At 72.0% G+C, this 16,590-nt stretch carries 14 protein-coding genes; 6 read left to right on the top strand and 8 right to left on the bottom strand.

Going from position 1 to position 16,590, the window contains the following annotated elements; all coding sequences use genetic code 11:
- Positions 1 to 26: 26 nt before the first annotated feature.
- Positions 27 to 1,289, top strand: a complete 1,263-nt coding sequence (locus tag LZ495_RS22720) for a D-alanyl-D-alanine carboxypeptidase family protein (protein ID WP_235054687.1) — start codon at positions 27 to 29, stop codon at positions 1,287 to 1,289.
- A gap of 84 nt (positions 1,290 to 1,373) precedes the next feature.
- Here LZ495_RS22720 and LZ495_RS22725 read toward each other — a convergent pair whose 3' ends face one another.
- The 3 genes from LZ495_RS22725 to trpS are packed head-to-tail and all read right to left on the bottom strand — an operon-like array spanning position 1,374 to position 4,097.
- Positions 1,374 to 2,471, bottom strand: coding sequence for a YihY/virulence factor BrkB family protein (locus LZ495_RS22725; RefSeq protein ID WP_235054688.1), 1,098 nt, complete (start codon positions 2,469 to 2,471; stop codon positions 1,374 to 1,376).
- A 57-nt stretch (positions 2,472 to 2,528) separates the two neighbouring features.
- Positions 2,529 to 3,041, bottom strand: a complete 513-nt coding sequence (locus tag LZ495_RS22730) for a 2'-5' RNA ligase family protein (protein WP_235054689.1) — start codon at positions 3,039 to 3,041, stop codon at positions 2,529 to 2,531.
- Positions 3,042 to 3,071: 30 nt separating this feature from the next.
- Positions 3,072 to 4,097, bottom strand: a complete 1,026-nt coding sequence (trpS, locus tag LZ495_RS22735; RefSeq protein ID WP_235054690.1) for a tryptophan--tRNA ligase — start codon at positions 4,095 to 4,097, stop codon at positions 3,072 to 3,074.
- Between the two features lie 357 nt (positions 4,098 to 4,454).
- Here trpS and LZ495_RS22740 point away from each other — a divergent pair, with 357 nt between their 5' ends.
- Both LZ495_RS22740 and rocD read left to right on the top strand, forming a co-directional pair.
- Positions 4,455 to 5,480 carry a dimethylarginine dimethylaminohydrolase family protein gene (locus tag LZ495_RS22740; RefSeq protein WP_235054691.1) on the top strand — a complete coding sequence of 342 codons (1,026 nt, stop codon included), beginning with the start codon at positions 4,455 to 4,457 and terminating at the stop codon, positions 5,478 to 5,480.
- A 46-nt stretch (positions 5,481 to 5,526) separates the two neighbouring features.
- The gene (rocD, locus tag LZ495_RS22745; protein WP_235054692.1) at positions 5,527 to 6,738 is read left to right on the top strand and encodes an ornithine--oxo-acid transaminase; all 1,212 of its coding nucleotides are present in this window, start codon (positions 5,527 to 5,529) and stop codon (positions 6,736 to 6,738) included.
- A 153-nt stretch (positions 6,739 to 6,891) separates the two neighbouring features.
- On the opposite strand, the gene LZ495_RS22750 is transcribed toward rocD, so the two are convergent.
- A complete protein-coding gene (locus tag LZ495_RS22750; RefSeq protein WP_235054693.1) occupies positions 6,892 to 7,092 on the bottom strand; it encodes a hypothetical protein in 201 nt (66 codons plus the stop codon).
- Positions 7,093 to 7,360: 268 nt separating this feature from the next.
- Here LZ495_RS22750 and LZ495_RS22755 point away from each other — a divergent pair, with 268 nt between their 5' ends.
- Positions 7,361 to 7,810, top strand: a complete 450-nt coding sequence (locus LZ495_RS22755; RefSeq protein ID WP_235054694.1) for an Lrp/AsnC family transcriptional regulator — start codon at positions 7,361 to 7,363, stop codon at positions 7,808 to 7,810.
- Positions 7,811 to 7,925: 115 nt separating this feature from the next.
- Here LZ495_RS22755 and LZ495_RS22760 read toward each other — a convergent pair whose 3' ends face one another.
- The 4 genes from LZ495_RS22760 to LZ495_RS22775 form a co-directional block, all read right to left on the bottom strand.
- On the bottom strand, positions 7,926 to 8,915 hold the full coding sequence (locus LZ495_RS22760) for a malate dehydrogenase (RefSeq protein ID WP_235054695.1): 990 nt from the start codon (positions 8,913 to 8,915) through the stop codon (positions 7,926 to 7,928).
- 171 nt (positions 8,916 to 9,086) lie between these two features.
- Positions 9,087 to 9,512 (bottom strand): DUF3017 domain-containing protein, encoded by a 426-nt coding sequence (locus LZ495_RS44965; RefSeq protein ID WP_235054696.1) that lies wholly within the window; start codon positions 9,510 to 9,512, stop codon positions 9,087 to 9,089.
- Between the two features lie 199 nt (positions 9,513 to 9,711).
- A complete protein-coding gene (locus tag LZ495_RS22770; RefSeq protein ID WP_235054697.1) occupies positions 9,712 to 10,569 on the bottom strand; it encodes a bifunctional methylenetetrahydrofolate dehydrogenase/methenyltetrahydrofolate cyclohydrolase in 858 nt (285 codons plus the stop codon).
- Positions 10,570 to 10,658: 89 nt separating this feature from the next.
- On the bottom strand, positions 10,659 to 12,869 hold the full coding sequence (locus LZ495_RS22775; protein ID WP_235054698.1) for an FUSC family protein: 2,211 nt from the start codon (positions 12,867 to 12,869) through the stop codon (positions 10,659 to 10,661).
- Between the two features lie 344 nt (positions 12,870 to 13,213).
- On the opposite strand from LZ495_RS22775, the gene LZ495_RS22780 reads away from it, so the two are divergent.
- Together LZ495_RS22780 and LZ495_RS22785 are read left to right on the top strand one after the other, a co-directional pair.
- Positions 13,214 to 14,635 (top strand): Cys-Gln thioester bond-forming surface protein, encoded by a 1,422-nt coding sequence (locus tag LZ495_RS22780; RefSeq protein WP_235054699.1) that lies wholly within the window; start codon positions 13,214 to 13,216, stop codon positions 14,633 to 14,635.
- 407 nt (positions 14,636 to 15,042) lie between these two features.
- A complete protein-coding gene (locus LZ495_RS22785; RefSeq protein WP_235054700.1) occupies positions 15,043 to 16,482 on the top strand; it encodes a thioester domain-containing protein in 1,440 nt (479 codons plus the stop codon).
- The last annotated feature ends 108 nt before the right edge of the window (positions 16,483 to 16,590 follow it).

The following is a 16,590-nucleotide window of genomic DNA, read 5'->3' on the forward strand; positions in this document are numbered from 1 at the left end:
CGGGGGCCGCGGTTACTCTCATCTGCATGTCATATAGGTCTGGACCGGCGACGCGCTTCGCCGCCGTCGGTGCGGTGCTGATCACGGGTGTGCTCGGGGGAGCTCCGGCCTCGGCTGGAGCGGCTCCCGCGGCACCCCGGGCCACGCCGACACCGACGGCCACCACCACTCCCGAACCGCCCCCTCCCACCGACATGTCCGGGCTCGGCGGCGACCGCCTGGCGCAGCCCGGCGTCCAGTCCGACCTGCCCGCGGGGACCCCTCCGCCGCCGGTCGTCGAGGCATACTCCTGGCTCGTCGCGGACGCCGGCACCGGGCAGATCCTGGCCGCCAAGAACCCGCACTGGAAGCTCGCCCCGGCCAGCACGCTGAAGATGCTGTTCGCGGACACCGTGCTGCCCAAGCTCGACCGCAACGCGACCCACACCGTGGGCGACGAGGAACTGCTGGGCATGGGCGCGGGCAGCAGTGCGGTCGGGATAAAGGAGAAGCTGACCTACAAGGTCGAGGACCTGTGGAACGGCGTGTTCCTGCACTCCGGCAACGACGCGGTGCGGGTGCTGTGCCACATGAACGGCGGCATCGACGCCACCGTCGCGCAGATGAACGAGCGCGCCAAGGGGCTGCAGGCGAACGACACCCATGTGGTCTCGCCGGACGGGTACGACGCACCCGGCCAGGTGTCGTCGGCGTACGACCTCGCGCTGTTCGCCCGCGAGGGGCTGAAGAACGCCGACTTCCGCACCTACGCGGCGACCAAAGAGGCGAAGTTCCCGGGCAAGGACAACACGACCTTCCCGATCTCCAACACCAACACGATGCTCGGCACGTACCCCGGGATGATCGGGGTCAAGAACGGCTTCACCACCAACGCCAAGAACACCTTCGTGGGTGCCGCGACGCGCGACGGCCGGACGCTGCTGGTGAGCATCCTGCACGTCGAAGGCAAGGGGAAGACCTACGAGTTCACCAAGCAGCTGCTGGACTGGGGCTTCGGCACGGCGGCCGCGGCCAAGCCGGTCGGGCGCCTGGTGGACCCGCTCGGCAGCCCGGGCGAGGCGTCGCCCGGCGGCGGTGCGCCCGGCGCGGACGCCAAGCCCGGCCAGACGCCGTCGGGCCCCGGGGTCGCGAAGGCGGGCGCCGCATCCGACGAGGGCGTGGACTGGGCGGTGTGGGCCGGCTTCGGCATCCCCGCGGTGCTCTTGGTCGGCGGCGCCACGTTGTTCCTCGTCCGGCGCCGCGGCTGGGCCCGGAGCACGGTGCACTTCGAGGACGACCTACTCCCCTGACGCCGCGGACAGCCGGGGCGCACAAGCGAGAGGAGCCGGACCGCCGCAAGGCCGGTCCGGCTCCTTCGCGTTGCGGGGTCTGCGTCAGGTGGTGCCGCGAGGGCGGCGGGTGAAGCGTTCGAGGGCCATGCCCGCCCCGGCGGTGCCGAGCATGCCGAGGGCGTAATTGCGCACGGTGTGCGGAGGCTTGGCCGGATCGGCGTCCGCGCCGCGCTCCGCGGCGCCGGGAGCGGTACGCGTCCGGTCCGGCGCCTCCGTGGCCCGCCACTCGACGGTGGCGTCGTCGTCGGCCTTCGCGGACTGCTCCGAGGTCCGGCCCTCGTCGTCGTGCAGGTGTTCGGCGCGCTTGTCGGTGGCCTGCCAGGCGGCGCAGAAGATGAGCAGGCGCGTGACGAAGTAGATCCACAGCAGCAGCGCGACCGGCACGCCGAACGCGCCGTACATGCTCTTGCTCGCGACCCCCGAAATGTAGGCCGCGACCAGGAACTTGAGCACCTCGAACCCGATCGCGCCGATCAGCGCGCCGATGAGCGCGGTAGGCCGCGGCATCGACAGCCGCGGCATGCCGACCAGCAGGTAGAGGAACAGCACCACGCCCGCGAAGACCGCCACCGCGAACGCGGCGATCTGCAGCAGCACCCGCCCGACCGGCTGGTCCTCAAGGCCGATCGAGTCGGAGATCCGCCCGATCACGCTGGTGGCGAAGGCCGACGCGCCGACCGTCAGGGCCATCGCCAGACCGAGGCCGATCAGCACCCCGACGTCCTTGAGCTTGGCCGAGACGGTCGCCTTGAAGCCCTCCGGCTTGGGCTCGTCGGCGATCCACATCTTGCGGATGGACGGCCGCAGCGCCTCGACCCAGCCGAGACCCGAGATGAGCAGCAGCACACCGCCGATGACGCCGACGGTGCCCGCGTTGTCGGCGAGCGCGCCCAGGTTGAGCCGGTCGGCGATGCCCGGGACGTTCTCGGAGATCTTGTCCTGCATCTCCTGCACGCGCGACGGGCTGAGCGCAGCGGCCACCACGGCGGCCGCGAGGGCGAGCAGCGGGAACAGCGAGAGGAAACCGTAGAAGGTCACCGCCGCGGAACCGAAGTTGCCGTCCCGCTCGGTGTACCGGTCGTACGCACGCATGGTGCGGCCGATACCGCGCATGGAGTACAGCTTGTCCTTGATCGCCACGCCTGAGCGTTTGCCCGATTCCCGGGAATCCACACCCGCGCGCGGCGTCACCGCAGGTCAGCCGCCGAAGGGGAAGGCCCGTCGGGGGCGCCAGACCTCGTCGTCGCCGTGCTCGTACAGGCTGAAGCCGCGCACCTCGAAGCTCGCCTCGTAGCCGGACAGCTTGTCGAACGCGCGGTCCAGGACCGGGTCCGGCAGGTGGTGCGCCACGGTCACGTGCGGGTGGTACGGGAAGTGCAGCCCGCGCAGCAGGGGCCCGGAGCGCACCGCCTGCTCCAGCCGCTCGCAGTCCGGGATGCCGCGCGCCACCTGGATGAAGACCACCGGCGAGGTGGGCCGGAACGTCCCGGTGCCGCGCAGGATCATCGGGAACGCGCGCTCCCGCGCGGCGACGCCGAGCAGGTGCGCCTCGATCGCGTCGAGCGAGGCGTCCTCCACCTCGGTCGGCGGCAGGAGCGTCACATGCGTGGGGATGGCCCGGGCCAGCGGGTCGCCGAAGCTCGCCCGCCAGGCCTGGAGCTGCCCGCCCCAGGGTTCGGGGATCGCGAGGGAGACGCCGATGGTGCGCATGGTTCGTCCGATCCTGCCGCTACCCGTGCCTCAGGCCCCGGCCGGCGGCAGCAGGCCGATCCGGTCGTAGGCCCGGGCCAGCGTCTCGGACGCCACCTCGCGGGCCTTCGCGGCCCCCTTGGCGAGCGTGCGGTCCAGCTCGGCGGGGTCGTCGTGGTAGAGGTGGAAGCGCTCCTGGAAGGGCGTCACGAAGTCGACCAGCACCTCGGCCACCTCCTTCTTGAAGTCGCCGTACATGCGCCCGGCGAACCGCTCCTCCAGCTCCGCGACCGGCACGCCGGAGATCGCCGAGTGGATGGACAGCAGGTTGCTGACGCCCGGCTTCTCCTTCTCGTCGAAGCGCACCTCGGTGCCGGTGTCGGTGACCGCGCTCTTGATCTTCTTGGCGGTCTGGTTCGGCGGGTCGAGCAGGTTGACGATGCCCTTGGGCGAGGACGCCGACTTGCTCATCTTGATCGCCGGGTCCTGCAGGTCGACGATCTTGGCGGTCTCCTTGACGATGTACGCCTCGGGCACCGTGAAGGTCGCGCCGAAGCGCGTGTTGAAGCGCTGCGCGAGGTCGCGGGTCAGCTCCAGGTGCTGGCGCTGGTCCTCGCCGACCGGCACCGCGTTGGCCTGGTAGAGCAGGATGTCGGCGACCTGCAGGATCGGGTAGGTGAACAGGCCGACGGTCGCGGCGTCGCTGCCCTGCTTGGCGGCCTTGTCCTTGAACTGCGTCATGCGGGAGGCCTCGCCGAACCCGGTCAGGCAGTTCATCACCCAGCCCAGCTGGGCGTGCTCCGGCACGTGGCTCTGCACGAACAGCGCGCAGCGGTCCGGGTCCAGTCCGGCGGCGAGCAGCTGGGCCGCCGACACCCGGGTGTTGGCGCGCAGCTCGGCCGGGTCCTGCGGCACCGTGATGGCGTGCAGGTCGACGACCATGTAGAAGGCGTCGTTGTCCTCCTGCAGCGCGACGTACTGCCGCACTGCGCCGAGGTAATTGCCCAGGTGGAACGAGCCGGCGGTGGGCTGGATGCCGGACAGCACACGGGGGCGCGTCGAGACCGTCGAGACCATGCCGCCATTCTCGCAGGCTCCGGCCGCTACTCCATCCCGGGTACGTGTGTACACGCCGCAGCGGGTCCGCAACCGGTGTGCGGCGGCGTGCGGGGGGCGCGAAGGCGCACCCGTGCGCCGCAACGATGCGCCGTGGGGCGCGGCGCAGCCGCAACGAAAGCCCGCGGGTGCGCAACGTTCGCGCATTTACCGGCCTGGGCTCCGCGGCCTAGGCTTTCCTCGGCCGACACTCAGGGTCGCGGGCCGGGCATCCAGGGTGACGATCCGAGTCGGCCGCATCGGCAAATCGACGTCGGGCGCCGGAGATCCCGGGCGCCCCCGCATTCATGCTGCCGTCCGCGAGTAAGGGGAGATCGCGTGCGCCTGAGCTTCCCCCCGCCCGGCGGCGGGTCCGGATTGCTGTGGCTTCCGGCACCGCCCCGCGCGTCCCGGGGCCAGGTCCGGCTGCCGCGGCCGCGCCGCCGCCGTGAGGCGACCGGGCGCCGGGCCTCGGTCCGGCACTACGTGATGTGCCCGCCCACGCACCTGGGCGGTCCCGGGACGATCGGCGCGGATGCGGCGTCCGGCTTCCCGTATCCGCTGCACCCGCTGCCGGCGGGCCTGCCAGACGGCGCCGGGCCGGCGGCGTCCACCGAAGCGGGCGCTGCAGCGGGTGCTGTTGCGCGCCCGGGGGCGGACGCGGCGCTGGAGCAGTGGGAGCGGCTGCGCGAGACGCTGCTGCGGCTCGGCCACCGGGTGAGCCTGATCCCGCCGCGCAGCGGACTGCCGGGCATGGTGTTCGCGGCGCATGCCGCGACGGTGGTGGACGGCCGGGTGCTCGGCGCCCGGTTCCGCAGCACCGCGCGGCAGCCGGAGGCTCCGGCGTACCTGCGCTGGTTCGCCGAACGCGGCTTCCGGACCCGGCTGGAGCCGGTCTTCGCGCACGAGGGCGAGATCGACCTGGTGCCGGCCGGTCGGCATCTGCTCGCCGCTTCCGGACCGCACACCGAGCTGCACGCGCACGTGGAGGCAGGCGAGTTCCTGGGCCTGCCGATCGTGCCGCTGGAGCTCACCGATCCGCGGTTCACCCGGCTCGGCAGCGCGATAGCCGTGCTGACCGACCGGACCATCGCGTACCACCCGGGGGCCTTCTCGGTCACCGCGCGCGAGCGGCTCGCCCGGCTCTTCCCGGAGCGGATCCCGGTCGGCGAGGCCGACGCGCTGGTCGGCGGCCTCGACGCGATCTGCGACGGCCGCACAGTGGTGCTCACCGATCGCGCGCCGGGACTGGCACTGCAGTTGGCGCGGCACGGCTTCCGCACGGTGGCGCTGGACATGTCGCGCTTTGCCGGTTTCGGGGTCGGCGTCCGCAGTTGCGTGCTCGAACTGCGCGACAATCGGTAGGAGTCCGGAATTTCCGGAATCACTCGATGTCGGGCGGAAGGACGTCATGATCAAGCACGACCAGGAACTGATCGCGCTCGCCGACACGTACAGCGCACACAATTACCACCCGCTGCCCGTCGTCATCGCGCATGCCGAAGGCGCGTGGATGACCGACGTCGAAGGCCGCCGGTATCTGGACATGCTGGCGGGCTACTCGGCGCTCAACTTCGGGCACCGCAACCAGCGCCTGATCGATGCCGCCAAGAAGCAGCTCGACCGGGTCACGCTGACCAGCCGGGCGTTCCACAACGACCAGTTCGCTCCGTTCTGCGAGCAGCTGGCCGCGCTGTGCGGCATGGACATGGTGCTGGCGATGAACACCGGTGCGGAGGCCGTGGAGACCGCGGTCAAGACGGCGCGCAAATGGGGGTACGAGGTCAAGGGCGTCCCCGACGGCAAGGCGAAGATCGTCGTCGGCACCGACAACTTCCACGGCCGTACGACGACCATCGTCAGCTTCTCGACGGATGAAGAGGCCCGCCGCCACTTCGGCCCGTACACCCCGGGCTTCGAGGTGCTGCCGTACGGCGACATCGAGACGCTGCGCAACGTGGTCGAGGCCGATCCGAACATCGTCGCGGTGCTGCTGGAGCCGATCCAGGGCGAGGCGGGCGTGCTCGTGCCGCCGCCCGGCTACCTCGCCGAGGTGCGGCGCATCTGCACCGAGCAGAACGTGCTGTTCATCGCGGACGAGATCCAGTCCGGACTGGGCCGCACCGGCCGCACGTTCGCGTGCGAGCACGAGGGTGTGGTGCCGGACATGTACGTGCTCGGCAAGGCGCTGGGCGGCGGCGTGCTGCCGGTGTCCGCGGTGGTGTCCTCGCGCGAGGTGCTCGGCGTCTTCAAGCCGGGCGAGCACGGTTCGACGTTCGGCGGGAACCCGCTGGCCTGCGCGGTCGCGCTGGAGGTGCTGGCGATGCTGCGCACCGGCGAGTTCCAGCAGCGCTCCGCGGAGCTCGGCGAGCACCTGCACCAGGAGCTGAACGCGATGGTCGGCGGCCCGGTCACCGCGGTGCGCGGGCGCGGCCTGTGGGCGGGCGTGGACATCGACCCGGCGCACGGCACCGGGCGGGACGTCTCGAAGGCGCTGATGGAGCGCGGCGTGCTGGTGAAGGACACGCACGGCGCGACGATCCGCATCGCACCGCCGCTGGTGATCGAGAAGGACGACCTGGACTGGTCGCTGGAACAACTCCGCGCGGTCCTGGCGAGCTGAGCACCGGCAAACGCGAACGGGGTGGGGGCGCGCCCCCCCCCCGGGGGGGCCCCCCCCCCCCCCCCACCCGGCCCCCCGGGCCCACGGCGGGGTGCCCCCGGCACCGGGCGGCGGGGGGGGGCGCGCGCCGCCCCGGGCCGCGCCCCCACCCCGTCAATTACGGTGCCAGCCTTCGCACTTGCGGCGCTTGCCGGCCGCCACGGCGATGGCGACAGCGCCCAGGCCCAGGAAGGTCAGGCCAGTGGCCGCCATCGCGATGTTGTCCGCGCCGGGCACGACCGGCAGGAGAAGCAGGGCGACGAGCAGGGCGGCGGCGAGTATGCCGAGCTTGCGGGCGAGGCGGAGGGAGATCAAAGTGCAGTACTTCCGGTCGGCGTGCAGTGCTGCCGGGGGCCGGCCGGAAGGCAGCCCCTGGGGCGCTTGGCGCGAAGCCGCGGCGCTCCCCCGAGATTGACCACCCTAAACGTACAGATACGTACATTTGCCCTGAGTCCGACTATGTGTGACGGATCTCATCAGCCTGGATCCGCGCGCCGGGACAGGATCGGCCACGGGTCGCACATGCGGGTGGGAAAAGGCCGAATCACTCCACTGCCGCGTACCGAGGGCGCACCATGGGTCCGTGCCCCTGGACGACCTCGACGAGAAGATCGTCGCGCATCTGCTCCGGGACGCCCGCGCCAGCTACGCCGAGATAGGGACCGGGGTGGGCCTCTCGGCCCCTGCCGTGAAGCGGCGCGTGGACCGGCTGCGCGGCACCGGCGTGATCCGGGGCTTCACCGTGAAGGTCGACCCGCACGCTCTCGGCTGGACCACCGAGGCCCTGGTCGAGGTCTTCTGCGAGCCGCGCACCTCCCCCGCCGCACTGCTCGCCTGCCTGGAGCGGCATCCCGAGGTGGTCCGCGCCGACCTGGTCACCGGAAAGGCGGACGCGGTGGTCCGGCTGCTGGCCGCCGACGTCCGGCATCTGGAGACGGTGCTCGAGCGGATCCGCCAGGACCCCGTCGTGCTGACCACGCACAGCACCGTGGTGCTCAGCCGGCTCCTGGACCGCCCGGCCGCCGACAGCTGACCGCTCGCGCGCTCGCAGGAACGCCGACGGGCGCCGGACGGACCGCGTGGAGCGGTCCGACCGGCGCCCGTCGGGACGCTGCGCATCCGGCCGCGGGCCGGACGACCGGGTCGGGTCAGATGAGGCCCAGCTCGCGGACCGCGTCGCGCTCCTCGGCCAGCTCGTTCACCGACGCGTCGATGCGGCCGCGCGAGAACTCGTTGATCTCCAGGCCCTGGACGATCTCCCACTTGCCGTCCTGGCAGGTGACCGGGAAGGACGAGATGAGGCCGGCCGGCACGCCGTACGAGCCGTCCGAGACGACGCCCATCGAGGTCCAGTCGCCCGGCTTGGTGCCGTTGACCCAGGTGTACACGTGGTCGATCGCCGCGTTCGCCGCGGAGGCCGCCGAGGACGCGCCGCGCGCCTCGATGATGGCCGCGCCGCGCTTGGCGACGGTCGGGATGAAGGTGTCGGCGAGCCAGGCCTCGTCGTTCACCGTCTCGGCGGCGTTCTTGCCGGCGATCTCCGCGTGGAAGATGTCCGGGTACTGGGTCGCCGAGTGGTTGCCCCAGATCGTCAGCTTGGCGATGTCCGACACCGCGGCGCCGGTCTTCTGCGCGAGCTGCGAAATGGCGCGGTTGTGGTCCAGGCGGGTCATCGCGGTGAAGCGCTCGGCCGGGACGTCCGGCGCGTGCTGCTGCGCGATGAGCGCGTTGGTGTTGGCCGGGTTGCCGACCACGAGGACCTTGATGTCGTCCGCGGCACCGGCGTTGATCGCCTCGCCCTGCGGCTTGAAGATGCCGCCGTTGGCGGACAGCAGGTCGCCGCGCTCCATGCCCTGGGTGCGCGGACGGGCGCCGACCAGCAGCGCGACGTTGGCGCCCGCGAAGCCGTCGGTCGGGTTGTCGAAGATGTCGATGCCCTTGAGCAGCGGGAACGCGCAGTCGTCGAGCTCCATGGCGGTGCCCTCGGCGGCCTTGACGGCCTGCGGGATCTCCAGGAGACGCAGCTTGACCGGAACGTCCGGGCCGAGCAGGTGGCCCGAGGCGATACGGAACAGCAGCGCGTAGCCGATCTGGCCGGCCGCGCCGGTGACGGTGACGTTGACGGGCGTGCGGGTCATCGAAGATCTCCTGCTACCTGGCGGGTGAGGGTTCCCGGAAAGGGGATATCTCGTGATCGAGATACTTCCGCAGCCACCCTACTCCGCCCGGGCAGCCCCGAGGACCGGTCCGGGGCGCTTGTGGGAAACACCACCGGAATCGCCCGTCCGGGGCCACCCTCCGGCGCTCCGCTACCCGGTGCGCCGCGGCACCCAGGGCAGTTCGACCACCGGCGGCGGGATCATCAGCCCGAGCATCACGACCGCGCCGCCGAGCACGAGCATCACGGTGACGTCCGTGAAGCGGCTGCGCACCGCGAGGATGCCCACGTCGCGGACGAAGACCCGGAGCACCGCGGCGACCGCGAAGGTCACTCCGATGAGCACCGTGGCGGGCCGGAAGCCGGCCATCGCGGCGGTCAGAAGGGCGGCGGTCAGCAGTCCGAACACCAGCATCGCGGGCCACTCGCGCAGTCCGCCCGGACCGGCCGGCGAGGCACCGCCCTCGGGCAGGTGCGTCCCGCCGCCGCGGGTACCCGCCCGCCGCGTCGCCGCACGTCCCGGCCCCGCGGGCGGGCCCGAGCCCGGGCTGCGCCTGCCGGACGCCTCGGAGGCCACCGCCGTCACCGGGCGCGGCCGGCGGGGACGCAGGTCGCCGCGATGCTGCCCGCACCGCGATCCGGCTTGTCGGCCATGCCCGTTGCCTCCCTGCTGGTCGAGCCTTCCACTCTAGTGGGGACGGCCGCCGCGACGCAGTCCGCGCGGAGCGCCCGGGTGGGCCGGCCGCATCGGGTGCGGCCGGCTTCGCCGGTTCGGGTCAGCGGGCGGCGAGCTGCCGTTCGGCGGCCTCGACCACGTTGGAGAGCAGCATCGCGCGGGTCATCGGGCCGACGCCGCCGGGCATCGGGGCGACCCAGGCGGCCTTCTCGAAGACCTCCGGGTGCACGTCGCCGACCAGGCCCTGCTCGGTGCGGGTGATGCCCACGTCCAGGACGACCGCGCCCGGCTTGACGATGTCGGCGCTGACCAGGCCCGCGACCCCGGCCGCGGCGACCACGATGTCGGCCTCCATGACGTGCCGGGTCAGGTCCTTCGTGCCGGTGTGGCACAGCGTCACGGTGGCGTTCTCGGTGCGGCGGGTCAGCAGCAGGCCGATCGGGCGGCCGACCGTGACACCGCGGCCGATGACGCACACGTCGGCGCCGTTGAGCGGGATGTCGTGCCGGTGCAGCAGCTCGACGATGCCCCGCGGGGTGCACGGCAGCGGGGCGTCCTGGCCCAGGACCAGGCGGCCCAGGTTGGTCGGGTGCAGGCCGTCCGCGTCCTTCTCCGGGTCCATCAGCTCCAGCACGCGGTTGGCGTCCAGGCCGCGCGGCAGCGGCAGCTGGACGATGTAGCCGGTGCAGGTCGGGTCCTCGTTGAGCTCGCGGACGACCGCCTCGACCTCTTCCTGCGTGGCGTCCGCGGGCAGGTTGCGCTGGATGCTGGCGATGCCGACCTGCGCGCAGTCGCGGTGCTTGCCCGCGACGTACGAGTGGCTGCCCGGGTCGTCGCCGACGAGGACGGTCCCGAGGCCCGGGTGGATGCCCTGCGCCTTGAGTGCCTCGACCCGGACCGCGAGTTCGGACTTGATCTGGGCGGCGGTCGCCTTGCCGTCGAGCTTCTGCGCCTTCAAGGGGGTCTCCTGATCCACGGGTGCCGGCCGGTCCCGGGGCCCGGGCGCCTGGCGGCGGGGATCGCCGGCGGCGGCGCGGGTCGCGGGGGTCACCGCAATTGTCCCGCACCCGGCTGGTCGGCCTCACGCACCCTGCGCGGCGGCTCGCTGAGGTGGCTCAGGAACTGCGTCGCCAGGCTCGGCGCGACCGGTTCGGCGGCCTCGCCGAGGGCCCGGGTCAGGCGCTTGAGGTGCTGCCGCAGGACCGGGTGGCCCCACATCTCGGGCAGCTCGGGCGGGGCGGGGGTGCGGCGGTCCTCGGCGGCGGAGGCGAGTTCCTGGATGTACGCGTCGAGCTTCTCGAGTTCCTCGGCGAGCTCTTGGACGTAGGCGGCGAGTTCGTCGAGTTCCTCGGGCGGCGGGGGTTCGGCGAGCGCCGGGGCGGGCTTGAAGGGGGCCGCCATGAGCCGGAAGCCCAAGCGCTGGGCGACGACCACCGCGGGCCACAGGCGCTGCACGCCGACCCGGCGGCCGGCCAGTTCGCCGAGCGACGACTCGTAGACGTTCCACAGCTGGATCAGTTCGCGGCGGGCCGCGGTACGGGTGCGCAGCCAGCCGGCGGCGTCCTCCTCGGCCCGCCCGGCGACGACCGAGCGCAGCAGCAGGCCCTCGGCGCGGATCGCCCGGCCCAAGGCCGCGGGCAGCCGGGCGGTGGACGCGCGCCGCCACAGGAAGAAGCTGATGAAGAGGCCGATGGCCAGGCCGAGCAGCATGTCGAGGAGCCGGGTGAAGGCCAGGTCGCCGACCTCGCTGCCCGGCACCCCGGCGCCGACCAGCAGCAGCGGCACCGGGGTGATGAAGGCGGTGCCGGCCACCAGGTTGCGGCGGATGACGGTCTGCGCGGCGCCGTACAGCAGGGCCACCGCGACCACGGTCTCCCATGGCCCCGGTGACAGGTCGTGCAGGAAGACGGTCACCACGAAGACGCCGATCGCGGTGCCGATCGCGCGCTGCAGGGCACTGCCCAGGTCGAGGACGGCATTGCCGCCCTGCAGTGCGGCGGCGGCGCCGATGGCGACCCAGGACGGGTGCACGATCGGCAGGATCTCGGCGTCTCCGGTGGCGGCGCCGACCGCGAGGCCGGTGCGGATCGCCACGGGCGGGAGGAGCGAGGCGCGGCCGGCCGCGGTCTCCAGGAGTTCGAGGGCGCCGGGCCGCTCGCCCTTGAGCGCCTCGCCTTTGCCGAGGGTCGGCTCGGCGGCGGCCCGGACCGCGTCGCGCAGCGCGGTGCGCAGCCGGCGCTGCCCATTGGTCTCGGGGCCGGCCAGGAATTCCGGGAGGGGGACGAGCGCGGGCCGGCCGACGGCGTCGGCGAGGCCGCGGACGACGTCGCCGATCTCGGGGGGCAGCGGCTTGGAGCGCTCCTCGGCGAGGAGCTCGCCGGCGTGGAAGACGTCGTGCGCGCGGCGGACCAGGACCTGGAGGCGCCGGGCCTCGCCGGACATGCGGGCATGCCGGTCCGCGGCGCCGGTCAGGGTGACCCAGGCCTGGTAGACGCCGTGCGAGGCGCGGTGCCGGGCAGCGTCCACCTGCGGGCTGCCGATGGCGTCCAGGAAGCCGGCCACGGCCCGGAACGCGTCGGCGGTGACGACGTGTTCGGGGTGGTGCGGGCGGAAGAGCCAGCCGGACATCGACACCAGCCAGCCGCCCGCGCAGCCGACCAGCAGCCAGCCGAGGTTGGTGGGCAGCAGGCCGAGGTCAGGCGGCACGAACGTGCCGAGCGCGCAGACGAGCGTGAAGATGTAGCCGCCCGGGCGGCCGACGCGCAGCGCCCCGCACAGGAACGTCGCGGCGGCGGCCACCACGGCGATCACCAGCGCGGTGAACCAGCGGTGTCCGGCGACCAGGGCGCCCGCGGTGTACGCGGCGGCGAGGCCCAGGCCGACGGCGGCCAGCACGCGGGCGCGGCGGCGGTACGGTTCGCGGCTCGCGTACAGGACCGCGTAGCCGCCGATCGCGGCAGTGGCGCCGTGCTCGACGCCGGCGGTCGCCGTGACGAGCGCAAAGGGGAGGCCGACGCCGAGTGCGGCGCGCACGCCGTTGGACCACGCGAAGCGTTCGTCGGTGAGCGTGACGATGGGCCGCAGCGTGCTGCCGACCGGGCTGGGCGCGAGGCCGGGCGGGTGGGCCTCGGGGAACGGCAGCAGGGGTCCGGTGTCCGCGACGCCGGGCGGCGCGGGGGCCTCGGAAGCGGACGGGCCGGGCGGGAGGGCGCGGCGGGGCTCGGCGGCAGGGAGCTCCGGCTTGGCGTCCTCGGGCATGCGGCTCACTCACAGTCGACTCGGACAAAACGAACCAATGCCATCAAATGATAGTGAACTACGCGCGGTTCCGAGGGATCGACCCGGCGTATGCCCTGAGAGTCTCCAAAACGCCCAAAAATGCCATCAATACCTTGATCGACAACAAAAGTTTCCACGCGCTATTCAATTGACGCAGAATCCGGCACTCCCGAATTGACTAGTGATCCGTTCGGCGACGATTCTTGATTCCGGCGGTCCTGGGGGGCAGTGAACCGGTGACACACCCGGGCTGGCAGCGGGCCGTCTTCTTCCGCGAGGGGACACTCTTCTTCATGTTTCGGGCACTGCGGGGCATATCCCGCGTGACTTCGGTCGGAGCAGTCGCCGGGGCGACCGCCGCTGCACTGCTGTTCGCGTCCGGCACGGCGACCGCCGACACGCTGACCGCGAAGTACGACGGGTACGTCGACGGGACCGGCGGCCACGTCCAGGTCAAGGTCGAAAAAGACGGCAAGTCGAAGTGGCGCAAGTACAGCACCGCGCTGATGAAGCTGAAGGCCGACGGCAACGTCATCAAGGTCTACTGCATCGACCTGGCCACCGGCATCGACACCGCTGCCGAGTACCGCGAGGGCTCGTGGAGCGACTCGTGGCTGAGCGACTCCGAGAAGACCCGCCGCATCAACTGGGTGCTCAACAACTCGTACCCGAAGATCGAGAACCTGGACCAGCTCGCCACCGCCGCGGGCATCACCCAGTCCGCCGAGAACAAGCTGACCGTGCAGGACGCGGTCGCGGCCACGCAGGCGGCGATCTGGCACTACAGCAACGGGGTCCAGCTCCCGAACCAGCCCCGCAAGGGCCAGGACCGCGACATCCCCAAGCTGTACGCGTACCTCACCGGTGCCGCGAACGCCGGTATCGCCGAGCCGAAGCCGGGCCTGGCGCTGACCCCCGCGTCCGCGCAGGGCGTGGCGGGCGACAAGATCGGCCCGCTCAAGGTCGAGACCAACGCGAAGGGCGCGGTCACCGTCAAGGTCGAGGGCGCCACTCCGGACGGCGTCACGCTGGTGGACGGCGCCGGCAAGCCCGCCACGTCGGCCGCCGACGGCACCGAGCTGTTCGCCAAGGTCCCGGCCGGCACCGCGCCGGGCAAGCTGGACATCAGCGCCGAGACGACCTCCTCGGTGAGCATCGGCCGCGTCTTCATCGGCAAGAGCCGCACCGAGACGCAGACGCTGATCAGCGCCGGTGCGTCGCAGGTCAAGGCGTCGGCGAAGGGCTCCTTCTCGTGGGCGAAGACCCCGAAGGCCGTGCCCGCCGCGGACAGCGCGATCGACTGCGCCAAGAAGGGCCTCGTCGTCACGCTCACCAACACCGGTGACGCGGCCGGCGACTTCAAGGTCGGCGACACCGCGGTCAACGTGCCCGCCAACGGCAGCAAGACGCACGTCGTCCCGGTCGCCGAGGACGCCGACTTCACCATCAAGGTGACCGGCCCCGAGGGCTACGAGAAGACCTTCTCCGGCAAGCTCGACTGCGTGACGCCGCCGCCGGTCGTGGACGAGGAGCCCCCCGTCGACGACACCCCGGCCGAGCCGATCGTGAAGCAGCCGACCCCGGCCCCCTCCACCCCGGCCCCCGCGGTCGAGGGCAAGGACCTGGCCGAGACCGGCGGCAGCGACTCGAACAACGGCCTGATGGCCGGTATCGCGGGCGCCCTGCTGCTGGCCGGCGGCGGCGCGGTCTTCCTCGCCAAGCGCCGCGGCCGCACCCAGGCCTGACGGCCGGGGCGACGCTGCCCGGGTGATGCACGGCTGAACCGGTCGGCCTGAGCCGGCCCGCACCACCCGTACGACCATCGAGGGCCCCGCCATTGCGGCGGGGCCCTCGATGCGTTCGCGGCGGAGATACCCAGGGGCATATGCCGCATCACCGAGCAATTCCCCTGCAACGGAGTATTCCTCATCAAGCAGCATGCGGAAATTGTCGACAGCCCGATTAATTTCCGTCTTCTCTTTACCCGTTCCCCGGGAAAGGTAAAGGCCTTGGAACAAGGCTGTGACAATTGCCCATCGGGAATATCGGCCCGACCTAGGCTGCAACGGTCATTCCAGGGGTCGCCGTCCTTGCAACGGGGGGTTGTCCGGCTCGGCCACTTCGCCCACACCTGAATCGAGGGAAGCGCGAGATGCTCCGAACGCAACGACGCAGGACTGCAAGGCTGGCCGCGATAACCACCGCGACCGCGCTCGCCGTCGGCGCCGGCCTGGTCACGGCGTTGCCCGCCGCAGCCGACGGCATCGACGCCGATTACGTGGGTCCGGTCGCCGACCAGGGCATGGGCATCCACGTCGTGGACCCGAAGGGCAAGAACCCCACCCCCTACGCGGGTGTGCTGAGCCTCAAGGTCAAGCCCGGCGGCGAGCTCCTCTCGGTCTACTGCATCGACTACCACAACCCGGTCGGCGCCAAGGACAGCTACACCGAGGGCGAGTGGGCCAGCGTCTGGCTTGGCCAGCCGGGCCGCGAGGCCGACGGCGCCAAGGTCAAGTGGATCCTCATCAACTCGTTCCCGGCGCTGTCGCTGACCGACCTGAAGGCCAAGTCGGGTGTCGCGGGCCTGGACGAGAAGGAAGCCGGCGCCGCCACCCAGGCCGCCATCTGGCACTTCAGCGACAAGGTCGAGCTCGACAAGGCGAAGGAGCCGAACGAGGACGTCGAGAAGCTCTACGACTACCTCGTCGGCAAGGCCGATGCGAACACCGACACCGGCAGCAAGTTCTCCCTCACGCTGACCCCGGACAACATCGCGGGCAAGCCGTCCGACAAGCCCGGTGTCGGTCCGCTGACGGTCAACACCAGCGGCAAGGGCAAGGACATCACCGCCAAGCTCAAGAACGCCCCGGCGGGCACCAAGCTGGTCGACAAGGACGGCAAGGAAGTCACGCCGGCCACGAAGCTCGGCGACAAGGACACGCTGTTCATCCAGCCGCCCGCAGGCAGCACCGCGGGCGAGGCGACCGTCGAGGTGTCCGGCACGTCGACCGTCGACATCGGCCGGGTCTTCAAGGGCGTCGCCAACGTCAAGTCCGCCGACAAGACGGACAGCACGCAGCTCCTCATCCTGGCCGGCGTCAAGCCGGTGAAGGTGGACGCCGCGGCGGCGGTCAAGTGGGCGGCCGACGGCGCGCTGCCGGCGTTCGCCGCCAAGGAATCCTGCGTCGACGGCGGCGTCGAGGTCACCGCGACCAACAACGGCGACGTGGACTTCAAGTTCACCCTGGACGGCAAGGAATCGGTCGTGAAGCCGGGCGCCCCGGTGAAGCAGCTGATCAAGGTCGCCGAGGACCAGGCGTACGAGATCACCATCCTGGGCGCGGACAACAAGCCGCTGAAGGTCTTCAAGGGCGTCCTGGACTGCAAGACCGAGTCCACCACCGGTGGCGGCGGCAGCACCCCGGCGCCCTCGACGCCGGCCACGCCGGTCCCCGCGCCGAGCGGCCCGCAGCTGGCCGAGACTGGTGCGTCCGGCAGCGACAACACCGCGCTGTACCTGAGCGGCGCCGCGGTGCTGCTGCTCGGCGGCGGCCTGGTGTTCTTCGTGGTGCGGCGCCGGTCCGCGGCGTGATGCCGCGGCGGTAGCCGGCCGTGCACGTACGAGGGCCCGGACACGCAGTGCGTGTCCGGGGCCACCGTGCTCAACCCGGGGCCCCGGGCGCCCCGCCGCGGGTCAGGT

It is taken from the genome of Yinghuangia soli, from assembly GCF_021502675.1.
GTDB lineage: Bacteria > Actinomycetota > Actinomycetes > Streptomycetales > Streptomycetaceae > Yinghuangia > Yinghuangia soli.